The organism is Enterobacter sp. MGH119 (assembly GCF_001037675.1).
In the GTDB taxonomy this organism is placed as follows: Bacteria; Pseudomonadota; Gammaproteobacteria; order Enterobacterales; family Enterobacteriaceae; genus Enterobacter; species Enterobacter hormaechei_C.
This window is the reverse complement of the sequence record NZ_KQ089931.1, coordinates 18,256-34,369: the sequence shown is the minus strand read 5'-3', so window position 1 is coordinate 34,369 and position 16,114 is coordinate 18,256. Positions and strand designations below refer to the sequence as shown.

14 protein-coding genes and 1 tRNA gene are annotated in these 16,114 nt (G+C 56.2%); 9 read left to right on the top strand and 6 right to left on the bottom strand.

Translation table 11 applies throughout. From position 1 onward, the window contains the following. Window positions 1-19: 19 nt before the first annotated feature. Window positions 20-95, bottom strand: a tRNA-Gly gene (locus SK53_RS14900). A gap of 196 nt (window positions 96-291) precedes the next feature. Beyond that, the gene (orn, locus tag SK53_RS14895) at window positions 292-837 is read right to left on the bottom strand and encodes an oligoribonuclease (RefSeq protein ID WP_003855965.1); all 546 of its coding nucleotides are present in this window, start codon (window positions 835-837) and stop codon (window positions 292-294) included. Window positions 838-944: 107 nt separating this feature from the next. Between orn and rsgA the strand changes: the two genes are divergently transcribed. The 3 genes from rsgA (at window position 945) to mscM (ending at window position 6,407) form a co-directional block, all read left to right on the top strand. After that, window positions 945-1,997, top strand: coding sequence for a small ribosomal subunit biogenesis GTPase RsgA (gene rsgA, locus SK53_RS14890; RefSeq protein ID WP_003855964.1), 1,053 nt, complete (start codon window positions 945-947; stop codon window positions 1,995-1,997). Between the two features lie 98 nt (window positions 1,998-2,095). Next, window positions 2,096-3,064, top strand: coding sequence for an archaetidylserine decarboxylase (gene asd, locus SK53_RS14885; protein ID WP_003855963.1), 969 nt, complete (start codon window positions 2,096-2,098; stop codon window positions 3,062-3,064). A gap of 19 nt (window positions 3,065-3,083) precedes the next feature. Continuing rightward, a complete protein-coding gene (gene mscM, locus SK53_RS14880) occupies window positions 3,084-6,407 on the top strand; it encodes a miniconductance mechanosensitive channel MscM (RefSeq protein ID WP_003855962.1) in 3,324 nt (1,107 codons plus the stop codon). Window positions 6,408-6,443: 36 nt separating this feature from the next. Here mscM and yjeM read toward each other — a convergent pair whose 3' ends face one another. After that, on the bottom strand, window positions 6,444-7,943 hold the full coding sequence (yjeM, locus tag SK53_RS14875; protein ID WP_003855961.1) for a glutamate/gamma-aminobutyrate family transporter YjeM: 1,500 nt from the start codon (window positions 7,941-7,943) through the stop codon (window positions 6,444-6,446). Window positions 7,944-8,121: 178 nt separating this feature from the next. Further along, window positions 8,122-9,099, bottom strand: a complete 978-nt coding sequence (gene epmA / locus SK53_RS14870) for an elongation factor P--(R)-beta-lysine ligase (protein ID WP_003855960.1) — start codon at window positions 9,097-9,099, stop codon at window positions 8,122-8,124. A gap of 310 nt (window positions 9,100-9,409) precedes the next feature. On the opposite strand from epmA, the gene frdA reads away from it, so the two are divergent. Genes frdA through frdD form a run of 4 tightly spaced genes read left to right on the top strand, consistent with a single transcriptional unit; the run spans window position 9,410 to window position 12,703 of the window. Beyond that, a complete protein-coding gene (frdA, locus tag SK53_RS14865; protein ID WP_048209720.1) occupies window positions 9,410-11,200 on the top strand; it encodes a fumarate reductase (quinol) flavoprotein subunit in 1,791 nt (596 codons plus the stop codon). Beyond that, a complete protein-coding gene (locus SK53_RS14860) occupies window positions 11,193-11,927 on the top strand; it encodes a succinate dehydrogenase/fumarate reductase iron-sulfur subunit (RefSeq protein WP_003855955.1) in 735 nt (244 codons plus the stop codon). The genes frdA and SK53_RS14860 overlap by 8 nt, the downstream gene beginning before the upstream one ends. Before the next feature lie 10 nt (window positions 11,928-11,937). Then, window positions 11,938-12,333, top strand: coding sequence for a fumarate reductase subunit FrdC (gene frdC / locus SK53_RS14855; protein ID WP_003855953.1), 396 nt, complete (start codon window positions 11,938-11,940; stop codon window positions 12,331-12,333). A gap of 10 nt (window positions 12,334-12,343) precedes the next feature. Then, entirely contained in the window at window positions 12,344-12,703 is a 360-nt protein-coding gene (gene frdD, locus SK53_RS14850; protein WP_000609653.1) for a fumarate reductase subunit FrdD, read from the top strand. A 29-nt stretch (window positions 12,704-12,732) separates the two neighbouring features. Here the strand turns inward: frdD and ampR are convergent, their stop codons facing one another. Further along, window positions 12,733-13,608, bottom strand: coding sequence for a LysR family transcriptional regulator AmpR (gene ampR / locus SK53_RS14845; protein ID WP_047054051.1), 876 nt, complete (start codon window positions 13,606-13,608; stop codon window positions 12,733-12,735). Between the two features lie 132 nt (window positions 13,609-13,740). On the opposite strand from ampR, the gene SK53_RS14840 reads away from it, so the two are divergent. Together SK53_RS14840 and SK53_RS14835 are read left to right on the top strand one after the other, a co-directional pair. Further along, complete coding sequence (locus SK53_RS14840) at window positions 13,741-14,886, top strand: cephalosporin-hydrolyzing class C beta-lactamase ACT-69 (protein ID WP_048209719.1); 1,146 nt, start codon at window positions 13,741-13,743, stop codon at window positions 14,884-14,886. Window positions 14,887-15,044: 158 nt separating this feature from the next. Further along, complete coding sequence (locus SK53_RS14835; protein ID WP_048209718.1) at window positions 15,045-15,575, top strand: lipocalin family protein; 531 nt, start codon at window positions 15,045-15,047, stop codon at window positions 15,573-15,575. Here SK53_RS14835 and sugE read toward each other — a convergent pair. Further along, window positions 15,572-15,889 carry a quaternary ammonium compound efflux SMR transporter SugE gene (gene sugE / locus SK53_RS14830; RefSeq protein ID WP_003855944.1) on the bottom strand — a complete coding sequence of 106 codons (318 nt, stop codon included), beginning with the start codon at window positions 15,887-15,889 and terminating at the stop codon, window positions 15,572-15,574. The genes SK53_RS14835 and sugE overlap by 4 nt on opposite strands. Window positions 15,890-16,114: the final 225 nt, after the last annotated feature.

The window sequence follows — 16,114 nt, the reverse complement described above, 5'->3', positions numbered from 1 at the left end:
TGCGATACTTTTCAAATTTTGGAGCGGGAAACGAGACTCGAACTCGCGACCCCGACCTTGGCAAGGTCGTGCTCTACCAACTGAGCTATTCCCGCAAATCTGTACTGCTTTTGTTGCTGTCGTAACGTGTAATTCTCTGTCGTTACGGGAGGCGCATTATACGAGAAATCCGTTTAGCTGCAACCCCCCTCAAAGCGATTTTTTTGAAATTCAGTTCAAGTGCTTATTTAATCGGCAAGCTGAACAATTTAGCGACAAAAATCCGGCCACGCAAGGCGCCGGATCGCAAAATCAGAGCTTAATAAAGTTTTCGCGATAGTACGCCAGCTCCGCAACAGACTCACGGATGTCGTCCATCGCCTGGTGCGTCCCCTGCTTTGTGAAGCCGTCGAGAATTTCCGGTTTCCAGCGGCGGGCCAGCTCTTTCAGGGTGCTCACATCCAGATAGCGGTAGTGGAAGTAGGACTCCAGCTCCGGCATGTACTTAAACAGGAAACGACGATCCTGACCAATGCTGTTGCCACAGATAGGCGATTTTCCTGCCGGCACCCACTGCTTCAGAAATTCAAGCGTCGCCAGCTCCGCTTCGCGGTCGCCCAGGGTGCTGGCCTTCACGCGTTCCACCAGCCCGCTGCCGGTATGGGTACGCACGTTCCACTCATCCATCAGCGCAAGCTGGTCATCGGACTGGTGCACGGCAATCGTTGGGCCTTCCGCCAGAATATTGAGGTTGGCATCGGTGACCAGTGTGGCGATCTCAATAATGCGATCGCGCTCGGGATCAAGGCCGGTCATCTCCAGATCGATCCAAATCAGGTTGTTTTCGTCCGCGCTCATGTTATTTTCCACCCTTCTCGCATAACCGGCAGTAGCAGGTTAACTAGTATTAATTAGAGTGTATCATAGAGGTTTTGCCCGCTACGGGCGACCAGGAGCCAGCGCGATTGAGTAAAAATAAACTCTCCAAAGGGCAGCAGCGCCGCGTGAATGCAAATCACCAGCGCCGTCTTAAAACCACTACGGAGAAGCCCGATTACGACGACAACCTGTTTGGCGAAGCGACAGAAGGCGTTGTGATTAGCCGCTTCGGCATGCACGCCGATGTCGAATCTGCCGACGGGGATATCCACCGTTGCAATATCCGTCGCACCATCCGTTCCCTGGTGACCGGTGACCGCGTGGTCTGGCGTCCGGGCAAGGAGGCGGCGGAAGGGGTAACGGTTAAAGGCATCGTTGAAGCCGTGCATGAACGCACGTCGGTTCTGACCCGTCCGGATTTCTACGACGGCGTGAAGCCCATTGCCGCCAACATTAACCAGATCGTGATCGTTTCGGCGATTTTGCCTGAGCTTTCACTCAACATTATTGACCGTTATCTGGTGGCCTGCGAAACGCTACAGGTTGAGCCGCTTATCGTGCTGAATAAAATCGATCTGCTGGATGACGAGGCCATGGCCTTTGTCAATGAGCAGATGGATATTTACCGCAACATTGGCTATCGCGTGTTGATGGTGTCCAGCCGCACCAAAGACGGCCTGAAGCCGCTGGAAGATGCGCTAACCGACCGCATCAGCATCTTTGCAGGGCAGTCCGGCGTGGGTAAATCCAGTCTGCTTAACAATTTGCTCGGCCTTCAGCAGGAGATCCTGACCAACGATGTGTCGGACGTCTCCGGGCTGGGCCAGCACACCACCACCGCCTCACGTCTCTATCACTTCCCGCACGGCGGCGATGTGATTGACTCCCCGGGCGTGCGTGAATTTGGTCTCTGGCACCTCGAGCCGGAACAAATCTTTAACGGATTTGTCGAATTCCATGACTATTTAGGCGCTTGCAAATACCGCGACTGTAAACATGACAACGATCCGGGCTGCGCCATCCGCGAAGCGGTGGAGAACGGTGAAATTGCGGAAACCCGTTTCGAAAATTACCACCGCATTCTCGAAAGCATGGATCAGGTAAAAACGCGTAAAAACTTTTCTGATTCTGATAACTGACAACTAAGCTAAGCGTCGCTAAAATCGTCCCCTTTTTTTCAGGTTCCGGCAGCGTAATGCCGGATCAGGAACGACAAAACAATGGCCTGGAGGCTACCTTGTTAAACTCATTTAAACTTTCGCTTCAATACATTCTGCCGAAACTGTGGCTCACTCGCCTGGCGGGCTGGGGCGCGAGCAAACGAGCGGGCTGGCTGACCAAACTGGTCATCGACCTGTTCGTGAAATACTACAAGGTCGACATGAAAGAAGCGCAGAAGCCGGATACGGCAAGCTATCGTACCTTCAACGAATTTTTTGTGCGTCCGCTGCGCGACGAAGTGCGTCCGCTGAATACCGACCCGAACGTGCTGGTGATGCCAGCGGACGGCGTGATCAGCCAGCTGGGTAAAATTGAAAACGACAAAATTTTGCAGGCGAAAGGCCATAACTACAGCCTGGAAGCGCTGCTGGCCGGTAACTACATAATGGCCGATCTGTTCCGTAACGGGACTTTCGCGACCACCTATCTCTCCCCGCGCGATTACCACCGCGTGCATATGCCGTGTAACGGTATTCTGCGCGAGATGATCTACGTGCCGGGGGATCTGTTCTCCGTCAATCACCTGACGGCGCAAAACGTTCCTAACCTGTTTGCCCGTAACGAGCGCGTCATCTGCCTGTTTGATACTGAATTTGGCCCAATGGCGCAGATTCTGGTGGGTGCTACCATTGTAGGCAGCATCGAAACCGTCTGGGCGGGCACCATTACTCCGCCACGCGAAGGCGTGATCAAGCGCTGGACCTGGCCTGCCGGCGAAGAAGAAGGTTCTGTGGCCCTGCTGAAAGGTCAGGAAATGGGCCGCTTCAAGCTGGGCTCAACGGTCATCAACCTGTTCGCTCCGGGCAAAGTTAACCTGGTCGACGAGCTGGAAAGCCTGTCCGTGACCAAACTCGGCCAGCCTCTGGCAGTATCGACGGAGGTCTTTGCAACACCAGACGTTGCGCCAGCCCCGTTGCCGGAAGATGAGATCAAAGCCGAGCACGACGCCAGCCCGCTGGTTGACGACAAAAAAGACGAAGGCTAACAACAGAAGGATCGCTGACGTGCGCCCGATTATCGTATTACTGATGGCCTGGTGCCTCAGCATGGGGGCGTACGCAGCGACGGCCCCCGACGCCAAACAGATAACCCAGGAGCTGGAGCAGGCAAAAGCGGCAAAACCCGCTCAGCCGGAGACCGTTGAGTCACTCCAGTCTGCACTGAACGCGCTTGAGGAACGAAAGGGTTCCCTTGAGCGCGCGCAGCAGTATCAACAGGTTATCGACAATTTCCCCAAACTCTCTCAGACCCTGCGCTCGCAGCTAAACAACCTGCGCGATGAACCACGCCAGGTCCCCGCGGGGATGACGTCCGAGGCGCTGAATCAGGAGATCCTGCAAGTCAGCAGCCAGCTGCTGGAAAAAAGCCGTCTGGCGCAGCAGGAGCAGGAACGGGCGCGTGAAATTGCCGATTCCCTCAGTCAGCTTCCACAGCAGCAAACCGATGCCCGCCGTCAGTTAAATGAGGTGGAACGCCGCATCGGGACGCAGACAGGCAGCACACCGCAGAATCAGGCGCAAAATCTTGGGTTGCAGGCGGAATCCGCCAGACTAAAAGCCCTGGTTGATGAACTGGAGCTGGCGCAGCTTTCCGCTAACAACCGCCAGGAGCTGTCGCGGATGCGTTCCGAGCTGGCGCAGAAGCAGAGCCAGCAGCTGGATGCGTATCTCCAGGCGCTGAGAAATCAACTCAACAGCCAGCGTCAGCGTGAAGCTGAACGTGCTCTGGAAAGCACAGAGTTACTGGCCGAAAACAGCGCTAACCTGCCCGACAGCATCGTCGCCCAGTTTAAGGTTAACCGCGAGCTTTCTGCTGCGCTGAATCAGCAGGCGCAGCGCATGGATTTGGTGGCCTCGCAGCAGCGTCAGGCTACCAATCAAACCCTTCAGGTTCGTCAGGCACTCAACACGCTGCGTGAACAGTCCCAGTGGCTTGGCTCGTCTAACCTGTTGGGCGAAGCGTTACGCGCGCAGGTGGCCCGTCTGCCAGAGATGCCAAAACCACAGCAGCTTGATACGGAGATGGCGCAGCTGCGTGTTCAGCGTCTTCATTATGAAGATCTCCTCAACAAGCAGCCGCAAATCCGCCAGATCCGTCAGGCTGACGGACAGCCGCTCACCGGCGAGCAAAGTCGTATTCTGGAAGCGCAGCTGCGCACCCAACGCGAACTGCTCAATTCCCTGTTGCAGGGGGGCGATACGCTGATCCTTGAGCTGACCAAGCTGAAAGTCTCGAATAGCCAGCTGGAGGATGCGCTGAAAGAGGTCAACGAAGCCACGCACCGTTACCTTTTCTGGACGTCCGACGTGCGGCCGATGACCTTCGCCTGGCCGATTGAGATCGTGCAGGATCTGCGCCGCCTCATTTCGCTGGACACCTTTAGCCAGCTGGGCCTCGCCAGCGTAATGATGATAACCAGTAAGGAGACTATCTTCCCGTTGCTGGGGGCGCTGATTCTGGTGGGCTTCAGTATTTATTCCCGTCGTCACTTTACCCGTTTCCTTGAGCGCTCCAGCGCCCGAGTGGGAAAAGTAACGCAGGATCACTTCTGGCTGACGTTGCGTACGGTGTTCTGGTCAATTCTGGTCGCGTCTCCGCTGCCGGTGCTGTGGATGACGCTCGGATACGGACTGCGTGAAGCCTGGCCCTACCCGCTTGCCGTCGCGATTGGCGATGGCGTGACCGCCACCGTCCCGCTGCTGTGGGTGGTGATGATTTGCGCCACGTTTGCGCGGCCAAATGGTCTGTTCATCGCTCACTTTGGCTGGCCGCGTAATCGCGTTGCGCGGGCGATGCGTTACTACCTGATGAGTATCGGGCTGATTGTGCCGCTGATTATGGCGTTGATCATGTTCGATAATCTCAATGACCGGGAGTTCTCCGGCTCGCTGGGACGGCTGTGCTTTATGCTGATCTGCGGGGCGTTAGCGGTAGTGACGCTCAGCCTGAAACGCGCCGGGATCCCGCTCTATCTCGACAAGACCGGCAGCGGCGATAACATGTTAAACCGTCTGCTGTGGAACCTGCTGCTCAGCGCGCCGCTGGCGGCGATGCTGGCGGCAGCGGTCGGTTATCTCGCCACGTCGCAGGCGCTGCTCGCCCGACTGGAAACGTCGGTGGCCATCTGGTTCCTGCTGCTGGTGGTCTACCATGTTATCCGCCGCGGCATGCTGATCCAGCGTCGTCGTCTGGCGTTTGACCGTGCTAAACATCGTCGCGCAGAAATTCTGGCCCAGCGCGCGCGGGGTGAGGAAGAGCCAAACCACGTCAACAGCACCGAAGGGACTACAGACGCTGATGACGTCGAACTGGATCTGGATGCGATAAGTACCCAGTCCCTGCGGCTGGTACGCTCAATTCTGATGCTGGTTGCCCTGCTGTCGGTGATCTACCTGTGGTCAGAAATCCACTCCGCGTTTGGCTTCCTGGAGAACATCTCTTTATGGGATGTGACATCCACGGTGCAGGGAGTCGAAAGCCTGGAGCCCATCACCTTAGGGGCCGTGCTGATTGCGATTCTGGTGCTGATCATCACCACCCAGCTGATACGTAACTTCCCTGCCTTGCTGGAGCTGGCGCTGTTGCAGCATCTGGATTTAACCCCAGGCACAGGCTATGCCATCACCACCATCACCAAGTATTTAATCATGCTGTTTGGTGGGCTGGTCGGCTTCTCGATGATTGGTATCGAATGGTCAAAACTGCAATGGCTGGTTGCCGCCCTGACCGTAGGCCTGGGCTTTGGTTTACAGGAGATTTTTGCCAACTTCGTTTCTGGTCTGATCATTCTGTTTGAAAAGCCGATTCGAATTGGTGATACGGTGACCATCCGCGATCTCACCGGCAGCGTCACCAGGATCAACACCCGTGCCACCACCATCAGCGACTGGGACCGTAAAGAGATCATCGTCCCGAACAAGGCATTTATCACCGAGCAGTTTATCAACTGGTCGCTGTCCGACTCCGTCACGCGTGTGGTGCTGACCGTACCCGCTCCGTCGGATGCCAACAGCGAAGAGGTGACGCAGATCCTGTATACGGCTGCTGAACGCTGTTCGCTGGTAATCGACAACCCACCGCCGGAAGTCTTCCTGGTTGATTTGCAGCAGGGGATCCAGATTTTCGAGCTGCGTATCTACGCCGCCGAGATGGGACACCGTATGCCGCTGCGCCATGAGATCCACCAGCTGATTCTGGCTGGCTTCCGCGAGCACGGAATTGATATGCCGTTCCCACCGTTCCAGATGCGTCTGGAAACGCTGGACGGACGTAAGACGGGAAGAACGTTGACGTCAGCGGCGCGTACGCGCCCGGCGGGAAGTTTGTAATCCTTTCCCCCTCCCCATCGGGAGGGGGTCAATCCTTTATGCCACTTCTGCTACACAGGCCGTCGAGCGACGACGGTAATGCTCATAAATCCCCATTGCCAGCAGCGAGAAGAAGATCGGTCCGCCAACCATCCACAGCGTGCTGTTCCAGTCATTTGCCTCAACAACGGGCTGAATGACGGTAAAAATGTTGGCGAACGCGACGACCAGCACCACAACAGTGGTCGCCAGCAGCGTCGCCGCACGGGTTTTGAAGATCACAAACGGTCGTTCCAGATCCTGCTTCGCCTTAAAGAACGGGAACGCCAGGGTCAGGAACAGATACGGAAGCGTCATCGATACGTTTGCCATCAGGGTCAGCTTGTTATAGAACGCCGACGCGGTATCACCGCCGAAGGACACCAGCAGAATGAACACGCACACCAGCATGCACTGCATCCACATCGCGTTGGCAGGCATACCGGCAGCGTTCAGCTGAGTCATACGTGCAGGCCACAGCGCCTTTGGCGTCCCCTGAATAATCGCTTTCAGCGGCGAGTAGATCAGCGTGAAGAACGCGCCAGTATAGGCGAGGAACATCGACAAACCGGTAATCCGCGCAAACCAGATCCCCAGGGTGGCCGACGTTTCCGGCGCGAGATCCATGGCGTTGCCCAGCGTCACCCCCAGGCTTTTCATCAACACGTAGGTAATGTTGCCGAGGTTGGTAGTGTTATTGCTCAGTACCTGCTGCCAGTTGGTGCTGACGCCCCAGAGGAAAATCGCCAGTGAGTAGCCAATGGATATGACGATGGCGGCAAAGATAATGCCTTTGGCGAAGTTCTTTTCCGGATTTTCGGTTTTGTCGACCAGGCCGCCCACGGCTTCAATTCCACCGTAAGCAAAGATGGCAAACACCACGAAGGAGAGCATGGCCAGTCCGGACTGGTAACCCGGATTAGGCGATGAAACGAAGTTGACTTCCTGTGCGAAATGCCCGCCGTTCAGGCACAGAATGGCGATGCTGACCAGCAGCAGCACCAGGTTCAGGCACATCACGGAAATACCGCCAACGGCAGTGATACGGGCAATTTTGTTGATGCCTTTCGAGGCCACCAGCGTGACCACCACCATCCAGCACACCGCCAGAATACCGACCACCTGCGTGGAGCTCAGCCCCGCCAGAGACCAGACCTGCGTTTTATCCGCACCGAAGAGAAACGTTGAGAACGGCACCCAGACCTTGGCCGCCGTGCTGACCATCCAGACGACGTAGGATGAAAACCACATGAACGTACCGATAAACGCGTAACGGGGGCCGACGCTGTTGTTCATCCACGAATAGATGCCACCCTCTTCTTTCCGGTACGCCGAGCCCATCTCCGCCATCATCAGCGCAAACGGGATAAAGAAGAACAGAGCGGAAACGATATAAAACGGCGTCGCGCTGTAGCCCATCAGATAAAACGCGGACGGGCTATTGGCAAAGCCAAAGACTGACGTAAAAATCATCAGAATGAGCCCGGTAAGGGTCATTTTTTTGAGTGAGTGAGACATATAACCATCCGAAACGGAATTAAACTGCGCGGATGGTAGCAGATGACCAGACAAATATTGTGGCTATCCGAGTCAATTTAAGAAAAAGACCCGTGCATAGCGAAAAGAGCAGTTTTTAATGTGGCAGAGTTAAATGACCGAGTAGGCCGGGTAAGCGACAGCGCCACCCGGCATTTTTTCAGGCGCGATCGACCGTAAAGGCAATCACATCGCCCAGTTGCTCGGCACCCAGCGCCAGCATGACCAGACGATCCACACCCAGCGCCACGCCGGAGCAGTCCGGTAAACCGGCCTTAAGCGCTTCCAGCAGGTTGGTGTCAATCGGCTGCTGCGGCAGACCGCGCGCGTTGCGCTTGCGGTTATCCTGCTCGAAACGCTGCTGCTGTTCGCGCGCGTCGGTCAGCTCGTGGAAACCGTTCGCCAGCTCAATGCCTTTGAAGTACACCTCAAACCGTTCCGCCACGCGGTGATCTTCGGTGCTGATCTGCGCCAGCGAGGCCTGGCTGGCCGGGAAGTGATAGACAAACGTCGGGCGATCTTTACCAATTTGCGGTTCAACGCCAAAGGTGAACAGCAGTTGCAACAGCGTGTCGCGGTCCTCTTCGTTATCCGCCACATTGCTCAGATCCAGTTTTGCCGCCACTTCACGCAGCTGTGTTTTATCAGCCGACAGCGGATCGATTTCCAGATGGCGCTGGAAGGCCTGCTGATAGGAGAGCGTTTCAGCTTCCGCGCAATCCAGCACCTGTTGCAGCAGATCGTCGACTTCGTTCATCAGACGATACATGTCGTAGTGCGGGCGGTACCACTCCAGCATGGTGAATTCCGGATTATGGTGTCGGCCCATCTCTTCATTACGGAAGCTACGGCACAGCTGATAGACCGGACCACACCCGGCCGCCAGCAGACGCTTCATATGGTATTCCGGGCTGGTCATCAGATACAGATTCATGCCCTGAGAGTGGCCTGGGCCAACAAAACGGGTTTCAAACGGGACCAGATGAATATCCGTGACCGTCGCCTGACTCATGCACGGCGTTTCCACCTCCAGGACGCCGCGGTCGGCAAAGAAACGGCGGATCTCCGCCATAATTGCTGCGCGCTTTAGCAGGTTTGGAATGGATGCGCTCGGCTGCCAGGTGGCCGTTTCGCTCATGAGTTATTTCTCCGTTTTCAGACAAGGGCACGAAGTCTACTCGTAAGCCGGGGCAGAGACAAATTTTGCACAGTAAAAGTCCCTTTTCATTGCACAGAGAAATACTGTGACGCCATTCATTAATCACAATGATAAATCACCGCACAGAACAGCAAAAAAATCGAACACGTCAAATTTCCCTCCCTTCTACGCGGTTATACTGTTTTACCCATAAAGGAGCAGTGGAATCGCTTCCGCAATCGCCCGTTCGGGCAGGTGAACGTCCTTTAGCTCATCGCGTTGCGGGAAAACAAAAATCTGGAGGAATGTCGTGCAAACTTTTCAAGCCGATCTTGCCGTAATAGGCGCTGGCGGGGCTGGATTACGCGCTGCAATTGCTGCGGCACAAGCCAATCCGAACGCTAAAATCGCATTGATTTCAAAAGTCTATCCGATGCGCAGCCACACGGTAGCCGCAGAAGGAGGATCCGCTGCCGTCGCGCAGGATCATGACAGCTTCGAATACCATTTCCACGACACGGTTGCAGGGGGCGACTGGCTTTGCGAACAGGATGTCGTTGATTACTTCGTGCACCATTGCCCAACGGAGATGACCCAGCTGGAACAGTGGGGATGCCCGTGGAGCCGCCGTCCGGACGGGAGCGTCAACGTCCGCCGCTTCGGTGGCATGAAGATCGAACGCACCTGGTTTGCCGCCGATAAGACCGGCTTCCACATGCTGCACAGCCTGTTCCAGACCTCCCTCCAGTTCCCACAAATCCAGCGCTTTGACGAACATTTCGTTCTCGACATTCTGGTCGACGACGGTCATGCGCGCGGACTGGTGGCGATGAACATGATGGAAGGCACGCTTGTCCAGATCCGCGCTAATGCGGTGGTGATGGCAACGGGCGGCGCGGGCCGCGTATACCGCTACAACACCAACGGCGGCATCGTCACCGGTGACGGTATGGGCATGGCGCTCAGCCACGGCGTCCCGCTGCGTGATATGGAGTTCGTCCAGTATCACCCAACCGGCCTGCCGGGCTCCGGCATACTGATGACGGAAGGCTGCCGCGGCGAAGGCGGAATTCTGGTCAACAAAAACGGCTATCGCTATTTGCAGGATTACGGCATGGGTCCGGAAACCCCACTTGGCGAGCCGAAAAACAAATACATGGAACTCGGCCCTCGCGACAAAGTCTCTCAGGCTTTCTGGCACGAGTGGCGCAAAGGCAACACCATCTCAACGCCGCGCGGCGACGTGGTGCATCTCGACCTGCGTCATCTCGGCGAGAAGAAACTGCTGGAGCGTCTGCCGTTTATCTGCGAGCTGGCGAAAGCGTATGTGGGCGTCGATCCGGTGAAAGAACCGATCCCGGTGCGTCCAACCGCGCACTACACCATGGGCGGCATCGAAACCGATCAGCAGTGCGAAACCCGCATCAAAGGGCTGTTTGCGGTGGGCGAGTGTTCCTCCGTCGGTCTGCACGGCGCAAACCGTCTGGGCTCGAACTCGCTGGCTGAGCTGGTGGTCTTTGGTCGCATGGCGGGCGAACGTGCGGTGGAGCGTGCCGCAACGGCAGGTGAAGCTAACAGCGCGGCGCTGGATGCGCAGGTTGCAGACGTCGAAAAACGCCTGAAAGACCTGGTGAACCAGGAAGGTAACGAAAACTGGTCGAAGATCCGCGACGAAATGGGGCTGTCGATGGAAGAAGGCTGCGGGATCTACCGTACGCCAGAGCTGATGCAGAAAACCGTCGATAAGCTGGCGGAGTTGCAGGAGCGCTTCAAGCGCGTGCGTATCACCGACACTTCCAGCGTCTTCAATACCGATCTGCTTTATACCATTGAACTGGGCCACGGCCTGAACGTCGCAGAATGTATGGCCCATTCCGCCCTGGCGCGTAAAGAGTCCCGCGGCGCGCACCAGCGTCTGGATGAGGGCTGCACTGAACGTGACGACGTCAATTTCCTTAAACACACTCTCGCCTGGCGCGATGCGGATGGCACCACCCGTCTGGACTACAGCGACGTGAAAATCACCACGCTGCCACCGGCGAAACGCGTGTACGGTGCAGAAGCAGAAGCCGCCGATAAGAAGGAGAAGGCGAATGGCTGAGATGCAAAAACTGAAAGTTGAAGTGGTGCGCTACAATCCGGAAGTGGACGCCGCGCCGCATAGCGCTTTCTATGAAGTCCCTTACGACGAGCAAACCTCCCTGCTGGATGCGCTCGGCTATATCAAAGATAACCTGGCCCCAGACCTGAGCTACCGCTGGTCCTGCCGCATGGCAATTTGCGGCTCCTGCGGCATGATGGTCAACAAGGTGCCAAAGCTGGCGTGTAAAACCTTCCTGCGTGATTACACCAAAGGCATCAAGGTTGAAGCGCTGGGCAATTTCCCGATTGAGCGCGATCTGGTGGTCGACATGACCCACTTTATCGAAAGCCTCGAAGCGATTAAGCCGTACATCATCGGCAACCCGCGCACACCGGATCAGGGGCCAAACACTCAGACGCCCGCGCAGATGGCGAAATACCATCAGTTCTCCGGCTGCATCAACTGCGGCCTGTGCTACGCCGCCTGTCCACAGTTTGGCCTGAACCCTGAGTTTATCGGCCCGGCCGCCATTACCCTGGCGCACCGCTATAACGAAGACAGCCGCGACCACGGCAAAAAAGAACGTATGGCCCAGTTGAACAGCCAGAACGGGGTCTGGACCTGCACGTTTGTCGGTTACTGCTCCGAAGTCTGTCCGAAGCATGTCGACCCGGCCGCCGCCATTCAGCAGGGTAAGGTGGAAAGCTCGAAAGACTTTCTTATCGCTACCCTGAAACCACGCTAAGGAGTGCATGATGACGACTAAACGCAAAGCCTACGTGCGACCAATGCCGTCCACCTGGTGGAAAAAACTGCCGTTTTATCGCTTCTATATGCTGCGTGAAGGCACGGCAGTTCCCGCGGTCTGGTTCAGCCTCGAACTGATGTACGGGGTGTATGCCCTCAAGCACGGCCCGGAAGCCTGGGCCAGTTTTGTGGGCTTCCTGCAAAACCCAATCATCGTAGTACTGAACCTGATTGTGCTCGCCGCCGCGCTGCTTCATACCAAAACCTGGTTTGAACTGGCGCCAAAAGCAGCGAACATCATTGTAAAAGGCGAAAAAATGGGGCCAGAGCCGGTCATTAAAGGGCTCTGGGCAGTGACAGCAGTTGTCTCTGTGGTCATTCTGTTTGTCGCACTGTTCTGGTAAGGAGACTACTGTGATCAATCCAAATCCAAAACGTTCAGACGAGCCGGTTTTCTGGGGGCTGTTTGGCGCAGGCGGCATGTGGAGCGCCATTATTGCCCCGGTCATTATCCTGCTGGTCGGGATCATGCTGCCGCTGGGGTTGTTCCCGGGCGATGCGCTGAGCTATGAGCGCGTACTGGCCTTTGCGAGCAGCTTTATTGGCCGCGTGTTCATCTTCCTGATGATCGTCCTGCCGCTGTGGTGTGGTCTGCACCGTATCCACCATGCGATGCACGATCTGAAAATCCATGTGCCAAGCGGTAAATGGGTCTTCTACGGTCTGGCGACCATTCTGACGGTCGTCACGTTGATTGCCGTGGTCACCATCTGACTGAACAGGCCCGCCATCCGGCGGGCTTTTTACTTTTTCATCTTCTCCACCAGCCACCGGGAAAATTCGCGCATGGCTGGCGTTTCTGCCCGGGACTGCAATCGGGTCAGCCAGTAACTGCCGAGCTCAATCTGCGTCGCAAAGGGCTGTACAATGCGCTCGCTGGCTAACAGATGGGTAAACATATCGACAGGCGCAATGGCAATGCCCACCCCTGCCTGAGCGGCCTCCAGCATGGTCACGGACGAATCAAATACCATCACGCGGTGCGTTGGCGAAGGGGGATGCTCGCCGGCCGCCTGCATCCACGCGGTCCATTCATCGCGTCGGTAAGAGCGCAGCAGCGTAAACCTGAGGATGTCGGCCGGACTGTGCAGACTGGCGGCGATATCGGGCGTACACAGCGGCGCGAGCGGCGCATGACAAAGGAATTCAGCCTCGGTGCCGTGCCACGCCCCGCCACCGTAGCGGATCGTATAGTCAAGCCCTTCGGCAACCGGATCAACGCGGTTGTTATGGGTGGAAAGCTGAAGATCGATGTGCGGATAGCCACGGCGAAAATCCTCCAGCTGCGAGAATAAAACCCCGGTGGCAAATGTACCCACCACGCCGATTTTCAGCTTCTCCTGCGCACGATGGTTAGCGAAGCGATCCAGCATTCCGGCTATACGATCGAAAGAATCATTCAGCACCGGCAGTAAATTTTCACCCTCGGTAGTCAACATCAGCCCGCGCGACACGCGAACGAACAGCTGACAGTTCAGGTGCTGCTCCAGCGTTTTCACATGCTGGCTAATGGCTGAATGGGTCACGTTCAGCTCAATGGCCGCATGCGTAAAGCTGAGATGTCTCGCGGCGGCTTCAAAAGCCCGAAGCGAATTGAGGGGGAGATAGCTTCGCGTCATGGTCTCTTCCGTTAGAAAAATTAACAGCTAATGCTAAATTTAACCGTTTGTCAGACACAGTCAAATCTAACAGACTACGCCTGTCTGACGGGCCCGGACATCCCCTTGACTCGCTATTACGGAAGATTACTGATGATGAAAAAATCCCTTTGCTGCGCCCTGCTGCTCGGCCTCTCTTGCTCTGCTCTCGCCGCGCCAGTATCAGAAAAACAGCTGGCGGAGGTGGTCGCGAATACGGTTACCCCGCTGATGAAAGCCCAGTCTGTTCCAGGCATGGCGGTGGCCGTTATTTATCAGGGAAAATCGCACTATTACACGTTTGGCAAGGCCGATATCGCGGCGAATAAACCCGTTACGCCTCAGACCCTGTTCGAGCTGGGTTCTATAAGTAAAACCTTCACCGGCGTTTTAGGTGGGGATGCCATTGCTCGCGGTGAAATTTCGCTGGACGATCCGGTGACCAGATACTGGCCACAGCTGACAGGCAAGCAGTGGCAGGGTATTCGTATGCTGGATCTCGCCACCTACACCGCTGGCGGCCTGCCGCTACAGGTACCGGATGAGGTCACGGATAACGCCTCCCTGCTGCGCTTTTATCAAAACTGGCAGCCGCAGTGGAAGCCTGGCACAACGCGTCTTTACGCCAACGCCAGCATCGGTCTTTTTGGTGCGCTGGCGGTCAAACCTTCCGGCATGCCCTATGAGCAGGCCATGACGACGCGGGTCCTTAAGCCGCTCAAGCTGGACCATACCTGGATTAACGTTCCGAAAGCGGAAGAGGCGCATTACGCCTGGGGCTATCGTGACGGTAAAGCGGTGCGCGTTTCGCCGGGAATGCTGGATGCACAAGCCTATGGCGTGAAAACCAACGTGCAGGATATGGCGAACTGGGTCATGGCAAACATGGCGCCGGAGAAGGTTGCCGATGCCTCACTTAAGCAGGGCATCGCGCTGGCGCAGTCGCGCTACTGGCGTATCGGGTCAATGTATCAGGGTCTGGGCTGGGAGATGCTCAACTGGCCCGTGGAGGCCAACACGGTGGTCGAAGGCAGCGACAGTAAGGTAGCGCTGGCGCCGTTACCCGTGGCAGAAGTGAATCCACCGGCTCCCCCGGTCAAAGCGTCCTGGGTCCATAAAACGGGTTCTACTGGCGGGTTTGGCAGCTACGTGGCCTTTATTCCTGAAAAGCAGGTCGGTATTGTAATGCTCGCGAATAAAAGCTATCCGAACCCGGCACGCGTTGAGGCGGCATACCATATCCTCGAGGCGCTACAGTAAAACATTGCCGGGTGGCGCTGCGCTTACCCGGCCTACACAACGCGTGAACTTTGTAGGCCGGGTAAGGCGAAGCCGCCACCCGGCAAAACCCCCTACACAATCTCCCGCATTTTCCCTGCTGTCATCTACACTTAACAAAAAACAGTAAGGAAACTCCTATGCGCATTCTGCCTGTTATTGCCGCAGTAACAGCCGCGTTTTTAGTGGTTGCTTGCAGTTCCCCTACTCCTCCGCCTGGCGTCACGGTAGTCAGTAATTTCGACGCACAGCGCTTCCTCGGCACCTGGTATGAAATCGCCCGAATGGACCATCAGTTCGAACGGGGCTTAGAAAAAGTCACGGTCAACTACAGCGCGATGGATGACGGCGGGATCCGGGTCATTAACCGCGGCTATAACCCGGATCGCCAGATGTGGCAGCAGTCAGTTGGTCAGGCCTATTTCACCGGCGCGTCTAACCGCGCGGCCATGAAAGTCTCTTTCATCGGCCCATTCTACGGCGGGTATAACGTCATTGCGCTGGACAGAGAGTACCGCCATGCGCTGGTGTGTGGGCCGGATCGCAACTATCTGTGGATCCTCTCCCGCACGCCAACGATCCCGGCGGAAATGAAACTGCAGATGCTGGACATAGCGACCCGGCAAGGGTTTGACGTGACGAAATTACTCTGGGTAAAACAGCCGCATTAGTGGGTACTGAGTTTTAACCCGATGATACCCGCGACGATTAACGCGAGGCTGGCGATGCGCGCCAGGCTCGCAGACTCCCCCAGCAGCAGAATACCGGTAATGGCAGCCCCTACCGCGCCAATTCCCGTCCAGACAGCGTAAGCCGTTCCGACTGGCAAGCTTCGCATCGCCCATGACAACATGACGATACTGACAATCATTGCGGCGATAGTGATGACGCTGGGCGTCAGGCGGGTAAAACCATGGGTATATTTCAGGCCAATTGCCCATACCACTTCGAGCAAACCGGCAATAACAAGAACGATCCAGGACATATCAGGCTCCTTAACTTAACGACAAGTTGGGGCCGTCCCCGATGAATGAAGCGCTTACGGGTCGTCCCGCAAGGCTGAGGTTGCGCCTTATATTTTGGTTAGCATGGAATTTTTTTTCAAACTTTTTCTGCTGAACATGTTAAGGCAAGAAATAGCCTCAGTAAGACACGGAGTTCAGGCATTTATGACTCATCCGACTTCTCTATGATGATAGGCTTTCTGATG

Coding starts and splice junctions, on each gene's coding strand:
- epmA (WP_003855960.1), bottom strand. CDS start 9,099: ATGAGCGAAACGGCCACCTGGCAGCCGAGCGCATCCATTCCAAACCTG.
- SK53_RS14860 (WP_003855955.1), top strand. CDS start 11,193: ATGGCTGAGATGCAAAAACTGAAAGTTGAAGTGGTGCGCTACAATCCG.
- orn (WP_003855965.1), bottom strand. CDS start 837: ATGAGCGCGGACGAAAACAACCTGATTTGGATCGATCTGGAGATGACC.
- yjeM (WP_003855961.1), bottom strand. CDS start 7,943: ATGTCTCACTCACTCAAAAAAATGACCCTTACCGGGCTCATTCTGATG.
- frdC (WP_003855953.1), top strand. CDS start 11,938: ATGACGACTAAACGCAAAGCCTACGTGCGACCAATGCCGTCCACCTGG.
- sugE (WP_003855944.1), bottom strand. CDS start 15,889: ATGTCCTGGATCGTTCTTGTTATTGCCGGTTTGCTCGAAGTGGTATGG.
- SK53_RS14835 (WP_048209718.1), top strand. CDS start 15,045: ATGCGCATTCTGCCTGTTATTGCCGCAGTAACAGCCGCGTTTTTAGTG.
- SK53_RS14840 (WP_048209719.1), top strand. CDS start 13,741: ATGATGAAAAAATCCCTTTGCTGCGCCCTGCTGCTCGGCCTCTCTTGC.
- ampR (WP_047054051.1), bottom strand. CDS start 13,608: ATGACGCGAAGCTATCTCCCCCTCAATTCGCTTCGGGCTTTTGAAGCC.